The organism is Vreelandella salicampi, from assembly GCF_013415105.1.
Classification (GTDB): Bacteria; Pseudomonadota; Gammaproteobacteria; order Pseudomonadales; family Halomonadaceae; genus Vreelandella; species Vreelandella salicampi.
In genome coordinates this window covers 1-15267 of record NZ_JACCDF010000021.1, presented here as the reverse complement: position 1 = coordinate 15267, position 15267 = coordinate 1, and the positions used below count along the sequence as shown (strand labels likewise).

The window sequence follows — 15267 nt, the reverse complement described above, 5'->3', positions numbered from 1 at the left end:
AAGGAGGCGGCGACAGGCAGGCTAGCCAGGGCAAGCGCCCGGCTGGCGGCTTTAGAAGTGGAACTTCACCAACGCACTCACCGCGCTTTCGGTATCCATCAACTCCTCACCAACACCGTACTTGTTATGCCAATAGGAGTACTCAATCCCGGCATAAAGTACGCCCGGATTGCCCGAATAGTGGCCCAAATCCCACTTCAGCTGCGGGTTGAAGTGAAACTCAGGGTTATGGTCTGACGCGGCAGAGGAATAATCGATGTAGCCGTCAAACAGAAAACGCGAGGCGCCTAGCTCAAACGGCGCGCCCCAGGTGAGCGTCATCTGCAAATCATCGCTGATTTCGCTGTTGTTCACGTAGTAAAAAGCGCTATTGAAGTAGACGGTTCCCGGTACATCCCAAGCGAAGCTTAGCCCCGTTAACACGTTGGTGGCATCTGTGCCGCCGCCAAATTCGTAAGTACCCGCAAGCGAGATATCTTTAAGGATGCCCCGGCTTAGCTCCACATCGCTTAGCCAACTCAAACTCAGCGTGGGAGAAAATTCGCCGTACAGGTCGTCATCGTCATTATAGGTGCCGCGACCTTGATTGCGGTCCACAAACAAAAACGTACCGCCCCAGTTATGCGCCGTTACGTTTTCAAAGGTGACGTAGGTATCCGTACGGGTTTGGTTGCCAAAGGTCTCGTACTGATCGCTATAGAGTAGCGAAATACTCGAATCCGAAAAAAACTTCTCGGCCTGCGCCGCCGGTGCGATGCTGATGGCCGCCAGCGCCACCAGCCCGGTTTTCACCAGCGCTGTGGCTGCATTTTTGCCTGTGTTGCGACGATTTTTCATGGTAACTCCCCCGTTAACATCATTATTGGCGCAAGCGCCGATCAATTGCCGTAATGGCAGCTTTAAAAAATTGTCTTAAAATGGTTTTCTTGAAACGATTGTCTTAGCGGTTTTGGCCGCGATGCGCCCAGGCGGTCATGCGTTTTTCCAGCAGCGCGAAGAGTTCGTACATCACCATTGCCATGGCGCTGATCACGATAAGCCCGGCAAACACCAAGCCCATGCGCATTTGCGAGCCGGCGCTCATCATTAAGTAGCCAATACCCTGGTTGGAGGCGACGGTTTCCGACACCACCGTGCCCACGAACGCCAGGGTGATCGCGACCTTCAGCGAGGCGAAGAAGTAAGGCAGCGAGCGCGGCAGGCCGATTTTCAGCAACACATCCATGCGCTTTGCGCCGAGCACGCGCAACACGTCCTCCATCTCCGGCTCTAGCGTGGCAAGGCCGGTGGCTACGTTAACGACGATGGGAAAAAAGCAGATCAAAAACGCGGTAAGAATCGCGGGTACTGAGCCAATGCCGAACCACACCACCAAAATCGGTACAAACGCGACTTTCGGGATCGCATTGAACCCCACCAATAGTGGGTAACAGGCGTTATACAAAAAGCGCGACGAGCCGACGATAAAGCCAAGCCCCAGCCCCACGGCGACGCCAAGCGCAAACCCCACCAGCGTGGTCCAAAGGGTTTGCCAAGAGTGCATCCCGATAGGCCCGGCATAGGTAACAAGCGCGGTGGCCGTCTCCCAGGCGCTGGGGAAAATGAAGCTCGGCACGTCGAAAAGGCGTACTGTGAGCTCCCAGATCAGCGTCAATACCACCACCGCGATCCACGGCGCCAAGCGCTCGGTCGTCTGACGTTTAACATTCATAAGCAAGCCTTACACCTTACGTGCTGCGAATTTCGCCGATCTGGGCACGCAGCTCGTGCACCAGATCGATAAAGGGTTTGTCGTAGGTGATGTCCAGCGCGCGGGGCCGGGGCAAATCAATCTCCCGCCGCTCGACCACACGCCCGGGGCGGCTACTCATGACGTAGACGGTATCGGCGAGAAACGCCGCTTCGCGCAAATCGTGCGTCACCAGCACCACGGTAAAGCGCTGCGCCTCCCACAGATCGCGCAGCACGCACCAAAGCTCTTCGCGGGTGAACGCATCCAGCGCACCAAACGGCTCGTCGAGCATGAGCAGCCGGGGCTGATGGATTAATGCGCGACAAATAGAGGCGCGCTGCTGCATACCGCCGGAAAGCTGCCACGGGTACTGGTCTTCGTAGTCGGCCAGACCCACGGTTTTGAGCAAATCGCGCGCCCAGCCCTCAAACTCCTTGCGCCGCTTACGAAACTGATGCCGATAGGGTTTGACGATCTCAAGCGGCAGCAGCACGTTATCCAACGTGGTACGCCAGGGCAGCAGGTTGGCGTTTTGAAACGCCATCCCGGAGATTTTTAGCGGCTCGGTGACCGCCACACCGTCAACCTTTATCGACCCGGCCGTTGGCGCGTGCAGGCCCGTGCACAACTTCATAAACGTGGACTTGCCGCAGCCTGAGGGCCCCACGAAGGCGACAAACTCGCCTTCGTGGATATCCAGATCAATGTCCTCAATGGCATTACCCGAGTCGTCGTAAGCAAGGCTTACGTGATCGAAAGCAACAAACGCCGACATGTTTATTCGCTCCCTTCCGACAGCAGCATGCGGGCCTCTTGCGGCGGCAGATAAGCGCTATCGAAGACGTCCTCGACCTCGGGCAAAGTCGGCAGCGAGTAGGCGTCGCCCACCAGTTGAATCGCCTTAGCCAGGCGCTCTTCGTCGATATCGCCTACACCGTTCTCGCGGGCATCCGGCGTATCCACCACGCTATCGAGGGCGAGCTTCAAGCGGCGGGTTTCCATCTCGACATCGATCAACTCATCGCGGTTACGCACGTATTCAATCGCGGCATCGGGGTCATCTAGCGTTTCGCCCAGGGCGCGGTTGAACGCGCGCAAAAAGCCGCGCACCGCCTCGGGGTTCTCTTCGGCAAACGATTCGCTGGCGATAATCGCGTTGCCGTAAAGGGGCACACCGTATTCCGGAAACGGCATGATCGTCAGCTCGTCTTGACTCATGCCGCGTTCTTCGAGGTTCAATAAGCTGGTGAAGTAAAAGCCCGTGATCGCATCCACATCGCCCCGCGTCAGCAAGGTTTCACGCAGCGTCGGGTCGACGTTTTGCCACTCCACGGCGTTGGGGTCCAAGTCGTTGGCGGCGGCAAAAATGCCCCAGGCGCGATAACCGGTATCGAAGGTAGGGGCGGCAATGGTTTTGCCGGCCAGATCAGCAGGTGCTTCAATACCGCTATCTTTACGGGCGAAAACCGCTGCAGGGGTGCCATCGTAGACGCTATACACGCCGGTGATGCCCGGCCCGTCGGGGTTTTCGGCCAAAAATTCAATCAGGGCGTTTAAATCACCAAAGCCCATTTCATAGGCGCCGGAGGCCACGCGGTTGATCGCCCCTGCCGAGCCGCTGCCGGAGTCGATCTGGACATCCAAGCCCTCCTCAGCAAAATAGCCCCGTTCTACCGCCATCAAAAAAGGCGCCGAAGGCCCTTCAAAACGCCAGTCCAGCTGAAAGCGAATATCGGTTTCTTGGGCATGGCCCGCCGTGGACCAAAGCGCCAACGCCAGTGCTGCGCCACAAAAACTGCGGCTTGTCATCATTGTCGTGTTCATAGTTATCTCACCTTGTATACAATTATCCCACTGGGTTAATGCACAAAAGCGGCCAACTAAAAATAAACACTTTTTTATCAATCATTTACCACATTATCACTGGTATGCCGCATTTTCTCGCACGGCGATGTGCACCACGAATAGGCATGACGAACCGATGAATGCACCAGCACGGCGACACTCGACCTTTGTCTATCAAAATGATACGGTGACGAATATTTCTGATTTAGCGCCATTCTATGAATGGCGCTTTTTTATTGCGTATTATCTATAGCAACTCCCCGATATCTTCCCCCTAACGCTTAATGGTGTATTAAATGCCTCATTCCCCTCAACGAACGTCCCCACCGCGAGGAATTCGCGCCTTGGGCGACCCCATTGTGCTGATCTTGAGCATCGGCTTTATCGCAGCGTTCGTACTGCTGTCGCTGTTCGATATTGACCTGGTGGCTGACAGCATCAGCACCGGTTTTGCCTGGACGGCCATCACCCTGGGCACGTATTTTCAGCTGTTGCTGCTTGCGACTTTTTTCGTCGCTATCGGCCTTGCCATGACGCCGGCAGCAAAAGCCAAAATCGGCAACTTAGACGCGCCCGAAATGAGCACGTTTAAGTGGGTATCGATTATTTTGTGCACCTTGCTTGCCGGTGGCGGCGTGTTCTTTGCTGCAGGCGAGCCGGTGTATCACTTCGTGGTTACACCGCCCGCCTTTGATACCGAGGCGGGCACGGCGGCGGCCGTCTCCGGCGCGTTAGCGCAGTCGTTCATGCACTGGGGCTTTTTGGCCTGGGCGGTGCTCGGTTCGCTCTCCGCCGTGGTACTGGCGCACGCGCACTACGTGAAAGGCCAGCCGCTGCAGCCGCGCACATTGCTTTACCCGGTACTGGGTCAGCGCCTGATGCAAGGCCCGCTGGGCGGGGTGGTAGATGCCTGCTGCGTGATTGCACTGGTGGCGGGCACCGTTGGCCCGATTGGCTTTTTGGCCACGCAGGTAAGCTTTGGCTTACACGAATTGTTTGGCTTGCCGCAGGGCTACCCCATGCAGCTGGCGATTCTGGCTCTGCTCGGCGCCGTCTACGTGGCCTCCTCCATGAGCGGCGTACATCGCGGCATCCAAATGCTAAGCCGCTTTAACGTGTTTTTGGCGCTGGCGATTGCCGCAGTGATTCTGCTGTTTGGGCCGACGCTGTTTTTGATCAACAGCTACGCCTCGGGCTTTGGCGCTTACATGAGTGAGTTTTTCACCATGGCCACAATGACCGCTGAAACCGCCCCGGCGTGGTGGATGCAGTGGTGGACGGTGTTCTTCTTTGCCTGGTTTATCGGCTATGCGCCGCTAATGGCGATTTTTGTCGCACGGATTTCACGCGGCCGCAGCGTCCGCGAAATGATTATCGCCGTGGCGATTCTGGCGCCTATCGCTACCAGCATGTGGTTTACCCTGTTAGGCGGTTCAGGCATTTACTACCAGCTAACTGGCGCGATTGACTTAACCGAGGCGCTAAACAACTTTCAGTTTGACGTCGCAACGCTAACGGTCGCGCAGGCGCTACCCGGTGGCACCTTGATGGCGCTGGCAATTTTGCTGCTGACCACGATTTTCGTCGCCACCACGGGTGACTCAATGAGTTACGCCATCGCCATGGTCGGCGCCGGGCACGATAACCCCAACCCGCTGATTCGCGCGTTTTGGGGTATTGCCATGGCGCTGATGGCGGCGATTCTGCTTTACATGGGGGCAGGGCAAATTAGCGCGCTACAGCAGTTTATTGTGATCACCGCGATCCCGGTGTCGTTGATTATTCTGCCGTCGCTATGGAAAGGGCCGCAGGCCGCGTACGCCATGGCTCGCGAGCAGGGCATCATCGAGAACTGACACCAGCTGGCGGCGCGCCTTACGCCTCGTTCAATGTGACGCGTATTTGTATGGGGTATTCGTCACAGTTCGAGCCGTCGCCGCCCCGGTCCACGACCAGAAACTCGCCTTCGCGCGCCAGCACCGATTGGATGGCGTGCCAGGTGCCCGCATGATAGTTCACGCCCTGGCGGCCATCGGTGACAAAGGCGCGCACCTCGCCAGGGTGGATCTCCTCCCCCGGCGCGGCCACCACGACGATAAAGCGCTCCGTGTGCAGCGGCATAAACGCTTGGCTGCCCAACGGGTGGCGCTCTAAAAACGTCAGCTCAAGCGGCAATGTCACCGGCTGGCTGACAAAGATGTTGATCAGCGTGCGGGCGTTTTCGCCCAAGGTTTCCACCTTCGCAAGATCGTGATGGCGCTGAGTGCGACCGGCGTTGATGGGAAACGACGCTGACGTGCGAGCATCAATCACATCGCCAAAGGGCGCAAAGGCCTCTGCCGTCAGCGGCTCGGCTGTTAATTCAAGCATTTTTTAATTCCTAAAAACATTTATCTTCGCCGCGTAAAACGCAGCGAAAGCAGCCTTTTTTTAACGTGTATTAAGGCTAAGAGCCGCATGGCGGTTAACGTCTTTATACAACAAATACCGGAAAGGCCCTGGCCCGCCGGCGTAACACGCCTGAGGGCAGAAGGCGCGTAGCCACATAAAATCCCCCGCTTCGACTTCAACCCATTCTTGGTTGAGGTGATACACCGCCTTGCCTTCGAGCACGTAAAGGCCGTGCTCCATCACGTGGGTTTCATCGAAGGGAATCACGCCGCCCGGCTGGAAGGTGACAATGTTCACGTGCATGTCGTGGCGCACATCCGTTGGCTCGACAAAACGCGTGGTTGCCCAGCGCCCTTCGGTGCCCGGCATTTCAATCGGCGCAACGTCCTGCTCGTTGGTGACAAACGCCTCCGGTATCTCCAGCCCTTCGACAAACTCATAGGCTTTGCGCACCCAGTGAAAACGCACCGGCGCACTCGATTCGTTGCGCACCTGCCAGTGGCTGCCGGGGGGAATAAATGCATAGCCGCCGGGCGTCATCGTATGGCGCTCGCCGGATAGCGTCAGCGTTAACTCACCTTCGACGATAAACAGCACGCCTTCGGCTTGCGGGTCGAGTTCAGGCTTGTCGCTACCGCCTTCCGGCGCCACGTCCATAATGTACTGGGAAAACGTCTCGGCGAAGCCCGACAGCGGCCGCGCCAATACCCACAGGCGCGTACCCTCCCAAAACGGCAGGTTACTGGTGACGATATCCTGCATCACGCCTTTGGGGATCAGCGCGTAGGCCTCGGTGAAAACGGCGCGATCCGCGGTTAACTGCGTTTGTGGTGGATGCCCACCCTGCGGGGCATAGTAGGTAGTTTTCTTCATGTGTTATCCCTTTCAGCGGGGTGGTGCTCGGCCCAGTGACGGGCGATATCGACCCGCCGGGCCACCCAGACCCGGTCATGGGTTTCGATGTAATCCAAAAAGCGCTGCAGTGCGCGAAACCGCCCGGGGCGGCCGAGTAAGCGACAGTGCATCCCCACCGACAGCATTTTGGGCGCTTCATCGCCTTCGGCGTAAAGCACATCGAAGGCATCACGCAGGTAGGTGAAAAAGTGATCCGCGGTGTTAAAACCTTGCGGCGAGGCAAAGCGCATGTCGTTGCTGTCCAGGGTGTAGGGCACAATCAAATGGTCGTGCTCGCGCCCTTGGCTATCGTGGCCACGGGTCCAGAACGGCAGGTCGTCGCCGTAGTAGTCGCTGTCGTAGAGAAAGCCGCCTTCATCCAGCAGCAGGCGCCGGGTATTGGGGCTATCGCGCCCGGTATACCAACCTGCCGGTTTTTCGCCGTAGAGGCGCTGAAAAATGTCTAGCGCTTTTTGCAGGTGCTCGCGCTCGATGTGCTCGGGCACTTCCTGGTAGTGAATCCAGCGGTAGCCGTGGCAGGCGACTTCGTGGCCGAGCTCCTTAAATGCCTGGGCGACATCAGGATTGCGCTCCAACGCCATCGCCACGCCAAACACCGTTAGCGGCAAATCGCGCTTTTCAAACTCGCGCAGAATCCGCCACACGCCCACCCGCGAGCCGTACTCGTAGATCGACTCCATGCTCAAGTGGCGATCAGGAAAGGCCGGCGCACCGATCATCTCTGAGAGAAACTGCTCTGAGCCCTCATCGCCGTGGAGCACGCAGTTTTCCGCGCCCTCTTCGTAGTTGAGCACGAACTGAACGGCAATTTTGGCCTTGTTAGGCCAGTTAGCGTGGGGCGGGTTGCGCCCGTAACCGATCAAGTCGCGAGGGTAGTGGCTCTCAGGGGGTGACGACATACGTAGCTCCTATAGTCCTATCTCTGGCTCATCACTGGCGAGTAAGTAGCCCAGCGATACCGAAAATTATTTGTATACAAAATAGCGGCATTCATAACCAACCGCAACGCGGTCAATGGCTAATCCCCTGATGCGAATGGTGTTTCTCAGCGTAAAAAATCGCTAACCCCTTGAATCCTGAACAATTGGTCAAGATGCATAGCCGCCATTTCTATCACGAATTGCCGTTTGGCTACTTGCGTCAGGCTGATAATCACTCTATTTTTTGTATACAAGATGATCGACATTGTTCGCCATAGAGCTATTCACTATGCATGTACGCATTATTAACCCCAACACTACGGCCTCCATGACCGCTGCGATGCGTCTGGTAGCGCAACAGAAGGCAGCCGTGGGCACCATCGTTAGCGCATCCCAGCCCGAATCAGGCGCTGTTTCTATCGAAAGCCATTTTGATGAAGCCATCAGTGCGGTGGGGGTTGCTGAAGAAGTCCTCAAAGGCGAACGAGAAGGCGATATTGATGCTTATGTGGTCGCCTGTTTTGGCGACCCAGGCTTACTCGCAGCGCGGGAGCTAACGCGTGCGCCGGTGATTGGCATTGCCGAAGCCGCCTTTCATTTGGCCACGCTGGTGAGCACCCGTTTTTCCGTCGTCACAACGTTGAGCCGTACCGGCATTATCGCTGAGCACCTGTTGGAACAGTACGGTTTTCGTCAGCACTGCCGTCGTATCCGTGCCGCTGAAATACCGGTGCTGGATATTGAACACCATCCTCAAACGGCGTTTACCCGCATAGTGGAAGAGTGCTGCCGCGCCCGGGACGAGGATAGCATTGGCGCCATCGTTTTAGGCTGCGGCGGCATGGCGAATATGACTCAGGAGATCAGCAACGAGGTCGGCCTGCCGGTCATAGAAGGTGTCACCGCCGCGCTGAAGCTGGCGGAATCGCTGGCCAGTTTAGGGTTACATACCAGCAAGCATGGTGACCTTGCCTACCCACGGCCCAAAGCCTTTACCGGTAAGTTTTCCGGGCTTTCTGATCTTGATCTACCGATCAAGCCATAAAAGCTCAAAAAAATAACGACTCAAAAAATATCGAATAACAAAAGCTTAGAAACAGCTTTAAAAAAACGTCCGTTAGCACGCCAAGCCGCAAGCGTTTCCCGATACCTCATCGGGAATCAATAAAGTCGATAATCTTGCGAGGACGACAACATGAGCACTACAACCTCAGCGCTTGTATCAGAAGAACCGCCCGATACCGGGCCAAAAGCACCGGGTCCAGTAAGCCCTGGCCCTCAGCACACCCGCATGATGGGGCACAACACCTATGTTTCACTGTTGATGGCCCCTACTCCTCATCGCCACAGCGGTAGGCGTTGTGGCGGCGCTCTCTTTCTCGACGATCTCGTGGTAAGCCGGCCCCATTCCCGCAGGCCTGACCTCCTACCGACTCATAACGCACTGGCCGCCCGCACATTTTAGCCAGTAACCCCATTTGCCAGCCTGAGGGCTCATAAGATGAAAGAGAGCAATGACGTAAACGAGTTAGATATTAAGCACATCGACCCCTCACTGTATAACGAGGATCTCGCACCACTTAAACCCCAGGATCGTAACTGGGGCGCATTTGAAATTTTTAACGTCTGGTCTAACGACATCCAGAGCCTGTTTGGTTACACCCTGGCGGCGTCGCTGTTTTTAACCTACGGCCTAAACGGCTGGGCGGTAATGGCGGCGATTATTCTGGCGGGCGTAATCGTGATGTTTTTAGTCAACCTCACCGGTAAACCCAGCGTTAAATACGGCATTCCCTTTCCGGTAATGGTGCGTGCCAGCATGGGGGTTCGCGGCGCGAACCTGCCTGCGATGCTGCGCGCCATCGTAGGGATTTTCTGGTACGGCGTGCAGACCTACTTCGCCTCTACGGCCGTTTCTTTGCTGATTACGGCCTTTATTGGCGAAGGCAGTGGTAGTACCTTTCTGGGGCTTTCTGGCGTGGCCTGGGTGTCATTCGTGATTGTGTGGCTGTTTCAGATTGCGATTTTCTGGCAGGGGATTGAGCGCATCAAGCACTTCCTAAACTGGGCAGGCCCACTGGTCTACGTGGTCATGTTGGTGTTAATGGTCATTGTTTGGTTCCAGGCGGGCAGTGAACTGATCCCCGCCATTGGCACTATTTTTAGCGGTGATGGTGAAACCAGCGGAAGCTCAATTGCCGCCTTTATGGCAATTGTCGGCACCATGGTGGCGTATTTCGCGGCGGTGGTGATTAACTTCGGCGATTTCACCCGCTTTGTGAAAACCGAACGCCAGATGAAGCTTGGCAATCTCTTGGGCTTGCCGCTTAACGTGGCGTTTTTCTCGTTTATCGCGCTGATTATTACCGCTGGCACATTAGTGCTGTTTGGCGAGGCGCTGACCAATCCCGCCGATATCGTTGAGCGTGTGGATTCGCTACCGCTGACGATTATCGCCGCGCTGACCTTCTTTGCTGCCACAGTGGGGATCAACCTGGTCGCCAACTTCATTCCGCCCGCCTACGACCTGGCTAATCTGTTTCCCAGCAAAATCAGCTTCAAGATGGGCGGCCTGATTACCGCGGTGATTGCGTTCTTTGTCGGCGCGCTATGGCTCTCGGTGATCAGCCAGATTGGCGTTCCTGGCTTTGTGAATGCGCTAGGGGCCGTTGTCGCGCCCTTCTACGGCATTATCGTGGTCGACTACTACCTGATTAAGCGTCAGCACTTAAACATGCAGGAGCTATTCTCGTCAGCGCCCGACAGCGCCTACTACTACGTAAACGGCTGGAACACCCGCGCCCTTATCGCCTTTGGCGCCGCAGCGCTGTTCTCGCTTTCTACCGTGTTAGTTCCAGCCCTATCCAGCCTAGGCGGCTACGGCTGGCTGATTGGTGCTGGCTTAGGCGGGCTGTTCTACTATGGGTTGATGCGGCAGTTTAAGACAGCCCCCACGTATGCTGAGCAGAAGGCAAGTTAAGACGGTTTGGCCGTAGTTGACGGCTTAGCGACTCGAACAAGCGCTATCGGCACAAAGCCGATGGCGCTTTTGTTTTTTCACGAAGCTCACTCCCTTGAACACGAAAAGCGTTTTTCGACCTGCAATTGCGCGTTTTTCTACCACGCTCAGCGGGGTACATGCTCATTTTTCAGAGAACAACTTCATAAAAACTTTAAAAAACAATGATTTAAAAAATATCTTTGTATGTTTATGCGCAATTTGTAAAGATGATGAGAAAGGATTATGCGCATGCCCATTTTTCTAGCGAGCCTTACGAGGGAAAAATGGTATTTTCCCTTTTATATCAGTAAATTATGATACTTTAGCAAGGTGGAGCTCCCCAGAAAAACGCGCATGCGCATGAATAAACTGTTGGGCTTACTAAGGAGATTTACGGTGCATAATCTCGGGGCATTCGCAGTCATTATGGACGATGCATCACGGGTTTTGCTTTGTCATCGAACAGACTTTGATGCGTGGAACTTGCCTGGTGGAAAAGTTGAGTGCCTGGAAGCGCCGTGGAAAGCCGCACAGCGTGAAGCTCTGGAAGAAGTGGGCTTGGTTGTGAGAGTTGAGCACCTTATCGGTGTTTATTCTGTGCCCGAACAGGAAACCGTAGCGTTTGCTTTTCTATGCACTCGAACGGGCGGCACTATTCGCCTTAGCGATGAAGCCGACGATATTCGATGTTTCCACAGAGGCGATCTTCCATTGAACACACTACCTCGTCATGTTGAGCGCATCGAAGACGCGTTCAACGTAAGTGGCGGTGCGTCGTTGCGTGTACAAGCCCAACAAGCGCTTGCAGCGGATGGCCCGTGCGCTACGCGCTCGCGCCACCGCTGAAGCTGGTCGTTACATGGTCAAACAAAATACAAAATGAAGGTTAGAGCATGAATGAGAAAACAATAAAAATTGGATCAATTACGATCTTGGTAATTCTTCCTAAAGAGCTAGATCATCAACTGACAGAAGAAGAGATTTCTTATGTAGAGAGTTGTGTTAAAGAAGAGTTTCAATCGCGTATTGATAAGTCATGGCTCCAAGGCGCGATCAAGGTAGGTAACACTTCATCTGAATACGGGTGTTTAGTAGTTACAATTGAAATCTTGGTAATATTATCTGCGCTTTATAAGTTCATCAAAGATTATCCAAAGCTTAGAGATAGCGCTATTGCGATAGCAAAAGATATTCAACGATTAAGGTTAAAGCTGCGCGGAAAAGAATATAGCCAAGGAAACATCGTCCGAGATTCAGATTTTGAGATTGAAGAAGCAGTCAAAGAGGCCATAAAGCAACTAGAAGAGAATGATCGCTAAACATGTAACAATCGCATGCACTCGGATAATTTGCTCTGCTGCGCGCCGCAAATTACTGGTGATGCGGGGCGTTATACGGCACCGAAATAGTGCTCGTTGTCGAGTAAAAGCGAACACAAGGCTAACTCTGAATTAATTCAATCATCAGAAAGCAAAAGGATTTTAGAGTGCACACACAAAATGTTCATATTAAAAACATAAAGCAAGCTAATGAAAACGATAGATTAGCAATATTTGTCGGTGCAGGTATATCAAAAAGCTCTGATACTGATTACATAGGTTTGCCTTCGTGGAGTGATCTAATAACTGAACTAAAGTCAGATTTATCGATAACTGAAGAGCTAGATTATTTAAAACTAGCTCAACTATATTATCTTGAGTTTGGAGGGCAGACATACAATCAAACATTGAAGAAATATTTTCCTGAAGACATCAACCCATCGAGTTTACATCGCACGATTTTGGAGTTGAGCCCCCGTGTAATAATAACTACAAACTGGGACTGCATCATTGAAAATGCAATAGAGCAGGAAGGCTATCTATACGATAAGATATGCACGGACAAGGACTTAGTCAGTTCAACCAGTCCGAATAAATTTATTAAAATCCATGGTGATTTCAAAAATCACAATATAGTGTTCAAAGAAGATGACTACCTAAATTATTCGAGAAATTTCCCGCTAATAGAAAACTACATCAAGTCTATATTTTCAACACATACAGTTCTTTTTTTAGGGTATTCCTATAACGACATCAACCTTAAACACATACTGAAATGGATACAAAGTCATTCCAGTTCAGCTCCTCCGATGTATTTGGTAAATTTCAAAATAGACAAGCCTCAAGAAAGCTACTTGAGAAATCATGGGATCACCACATTAGTACTAGATAGCGAAAGCTATTCTATTGAGAAAATTTCGCATTTAGAGAAAAGGTCAGCGCTAACTCAATCCTTTTTAACATCTATCATTCAAGATGATAGAGCAGTAGACCCGGACGATGAGCAGGAAGTTATCAGTTTCATATACGAGCGTATAAAACACCTAAAACAGCTAAATTCAATAACTCATAATCAAATACGGGGAGCGATAACAAACTGTGGCTTTCGTTACGATGACGATGGCTTAAGTATATTAGAGTTATTCAATCCTCAAGGTGTACTGACCACGGACTACAGCGACACCACCAGGACGCTTCACGAAAAATTCTTGGAAATTCTATCTCGCATAGACTTGTTTCGTGAAGATGAAAAAGAGAAATTTTATCTAAGAAACTCAATACTTACGGACGTCCTTTCTATCTTAGCTCTAGCTAATATCAAAGGTGTCGTTTTGCCCAATGATAATGATAGCGGCAAAATCATGTACTTTGTTAACGAGAAAATCGATTCAGCTAAAGACTTAGAAAAGCAAGATCGAGAACATATCTCTTTTTCAGCATGTGAATGCAAAAGTAATGATCTTATAAAATCTTTGTCATCAGAATCTTATGAGAGCTATAAATATGGTAAGTACGAATTAGCATTTAAGAAAAATTCTGAACTGATTCTAGCTTGTAAAAGGCATCGAATATATTCGATCCTATTGATAGCGCTATTTAACAAAAACTCGATTTTATGGATGCTCAAGTACTCTTTTTCTACAGAACAGAGAAACGAGTTTGAAAAGGAAATGGAAGTAGAGCTCCAAGATGAATTTTTTAAATTTCCAAGGTCTGAGATAAAGAAGAATCAAGCCCTGTATGATTTTTTGTCCCTGCACTCCGTTCATCAGAAAGCAAATGAGTGCACAAAAAAATTACTTGATCTCACCAAAGCCGTTAAAAGTATAAAAGCTGGAGGAATAAGCTTCAACAACAGTGCAGATGAACCAACCTGTACACACATTAACCTATTAATGTTCGCATTGAAAAATCACATAATGATTGATCAGTACGCACCATACAAAGCGGCTATGAGAGACTTCGTTAAGATTCCCATACTCCGTCAATCAGTAAAAGAAAGAGTAAAACTCAATCAATATGAGTTTTACTCTGCCATCCAATTCTACTCATCAAAAGAACTTCAATCGGAGCTTAGCGTATTTATTAAAAATGAAGATTCTAATCAACTTCGTCTAGACGCGAGTGATGAGTGTTCCGAATGGATTATTTCTACTGTTTTGCCAAACTTAACAGATCGATTAATACAAGATCGAAGTTTATTCAATAGCCATGAAACTAAGTTTGAAAACAGCGTTCGATTACTTGCATTTCTCAATTTGAGTGATACTCATATTTCAAAAGTTATGAGTGAGTTTTCCCGATTAATTGCTAGTAGGTCAACAACTATCGGGACTTATGAGGCAATAAACGAATTTTTAGCACACCAACATAATTTATTTGAGCGAGAGATTGAAACTGACGTTTTGATAAAGATATTAAACACCGTAATCGACAAAATCACTTCCCAAACAGCCCATGGTTGGGATCAGCATGCGATACTTAATGGATCTATAAACAATTTATACGGTTATATTGGAGTAGTAAAAGGCGAATACACTGATAAGGACAGAGTCCGCCGGCTGGTGTCTGAACTTGAAACCTACGAACCAGAAGAGCAGCGTAGGTTTTCTAGATCTCTGCTTTACAGCATCTTTAACATCTCGAACGATAATGTTCGAAATATTATTAAGGAATTCATTGAGGGCGTCATTTCTCAACCCAAAACGAAAGGCATAGATGATTGGGAGTTTGAACTTTGGTCAGTCGCAGTGGGTTTTAAAGATTTTGAAACAGAAGCTGTTGCTAAGCTAGATGAATATTTGGAACAGTTTCGTGATGGAAAAAAGTTTTCATCACAGCTATATTCGCTCAAAAGCTTAACTCAATATTTAGTAGATAAGAAAGGAATTGACGCGATAGAAGAGCTAAACAAAGAGTTAAGCGATCTAATAGAACGGCATAGGGATCGTCCAAACTTTTCATCAATTTGAGTATGGGGAGAAATAGAAAAGTAGTAAAGACTAGATCCTCACCGTAGTCTAGTTCCTGAATTCATAGAATAACTGCAGCACTTTGGATCATACGGTAGAGGCAGGAGGGCCAGCAGCGGTACCCTCTCCGCCTTACCGACCAAAGTGAAGCAGAGTATGGGATACCGACAAC

The 15267-nt window shown here is 51.3% G+C and carries 13 protein-coding genes; 6 read left to right on the top strand and 7 right to left on the bottom strand.

The features are described 5' to 3' along the window. Window positions 1-51: 51 nt before the first annotated feature. From HZS81_RS17110 to HZS81_RS17095, 4 genes are all read right to left on the bottom strand, one after another. On the bottom strand, window positions 52-837 hold the full coding sequence (locus HZS81_RS17110) for an outer membrane protein OmpK (protein WP_179931733.1): 786 nt from the start codon (window positions 835-837) through the stop codon (window positions 52-54). A gap of 103 nt (window positions 838-940) precedes the next feature. Then, window positions 941-1711 (bottom strand): ABC transporter permease, encoded by a 771-nt coding sequence (locus HZS81_RS17105; protein WP_179931732.1) that lies wholly within the window; start codon window positions 1709-1711, stop codon window positions 941-943. A gap of 16 nt (window positions 1712-1727) precedes the next feature. Further along, window positions 1728-2507 carry an ABC transporter ATP-binding protein gene (locus tag HZS81_RS17100; RefSeq protein ID WP_179931730.1) on the bottom strand — a complete coding sequence of 260 codons (780 nt, stop codon included), beginning with the start codon at window positions 2505-2507 and terminating at the stop codon, window positions 1728-1730. Between the two features lie 2 nt (window positions 2508-2509). After that, window positions 2510-3556, bottom strand: coding sequence for an ABC transporter substrate-binding protein (locus tag HZS81_RS17095; protein WP_241697548.1), 1047 nt, complete (start codon window positions 3554-3556; stop codon window positions 2510-2512). 317 nt (window positions 3557-3873) lie between these two features. Between HZS81_RS17095 and HZS81_RS17090 the strand changes: the two genes are divergently transcribed. Next, complete coding sequence (locus tag HZS81_RS17090) at window positions 3874-5433, top strand: BCCT family transporter (protein ID WP_179931729.1); 1560 nt, start codon at window positions 3874-3876, stop codon at window positions 5431-5433. 19 nt (window positions 5434-5452) lie between these two features. Here the strand turns inward: HZS81_RS17090 and HZS81_RS17085 are convergent, their stop codons facing one another. The 3 genes from HZS81_RS17085 to puuE are packed head-to-tail and all read right to left on the bottom strand — an operon-like array spanning window position 5453 to window position 7782. After that, the gene (locus tag HZS81_RS17085; RefSeq protein ID WP_179931728.1) at window positions 5453-5947 is read right to left on the bottom strand and encodes an ureidoglycolate lyase; all 495 of its coding nucleotides are present in this window, start codon (window positions 5945-5947) and stop codon (window positions 5453-5455) included. Between the two features lie 60 nt (window positions 5948-6007). Next, window positions 6008-6841 carry a bifunctional allantoicase/(S)-ureidoglycine aminohydrolase gene (locus HZS81_RS17080; RefSeq protein ID WP_179931727.1) on the bottom strand — a complete coding sequence of 278 codons (834 nt, stop codon included), beginning with the start codon at window positions 6839-6841 and terminating at the stop codon, window positions 6008-6010. Continuing rightward, window positions 6838-7782 carry an allantoinase PuuE gene (gene puuE, locus HZS81_RS17075; protein ID WP_179931726.1) on the bottom strand — a complete coding sequence of 315 codons (945 nt, stop codon included), beginning with the start codon at window positions 7780-7782 and terminating at the stop codon, window positions 6838-6840. The genes HZS81_RS17080 and puuE overlap by 4 nt, the downstream gene beginning before the upstream one ends. Before the next feature lie 310 nt (window positions 7783-8092). Here puuE and HZS81_RS17070 point away from each other — a divergent pair, with 310 nt between their 5' ends. From HZS81_RS17070 to HZS81_RS17050, 5 genes are all read left to right on the top strand, one after another. Continuing rightward, window positions 8093-8848, top strand: coding sequence for an aspartate/glutamate racemase family protein (locus HZS81_RS17070; protein WP_179931725.1), 756 nt, complete (start codon window positions 8093-8095; stop codon window positions 8846-8848). Window positions 8849-9304: 456 nt separating this feature from the next. Further along, on the top strand, window positions 9305-10783 hold the full coding sequence (locus HZS81_RS17065) for an NCS1 family nucleobase:cation symporter-1 (protein ID WP_179931724.1): 1479 nt from the start codon (window positions 9305-9307) through the stop codon (window positions 10781-10783). Window positions 10784-11200: 417 nt separating this feature from the next. Beyond that, window positions 11201-11650 carry an NUDIX domain-containing protein gene (locus tag HZS81_RS17060; protein ID WP_179931723.1) on the top strand — a complete coding sequence of 150 codons (450 nt, stop codon included), beginning with the start codon at window positions 11201-11203 and terminating at the stop codon, window positions 11648-11650. Window positions 11651-11697: 47 nt separating this feature from the next. Further along, the gene (locus HZS81_RS17055; RefSeq protein WP_179931722.1) at window positions 11698-12123 is read left to right on the top strand and encodes a hypothetical protein; all 426 of its coding nucleotides are present in this window, start codon (window positions 11698-11700) and stop codon (window positions 12121-12123) included. A gap of 167 nt (window positions 12124-12290) precedes the next feature. Next, a complete protein-coding gene (locus HZS81_RS17050; protein ID WP_179931721.1) occupies window positions 12291-15095 on the top strand; it encodes an SIR2 family protein in 2805 nt (934 codons plus the stop codon). The last annotated feature ends 172 nt before the right edge of the window (window positions 15096-15267 follow it).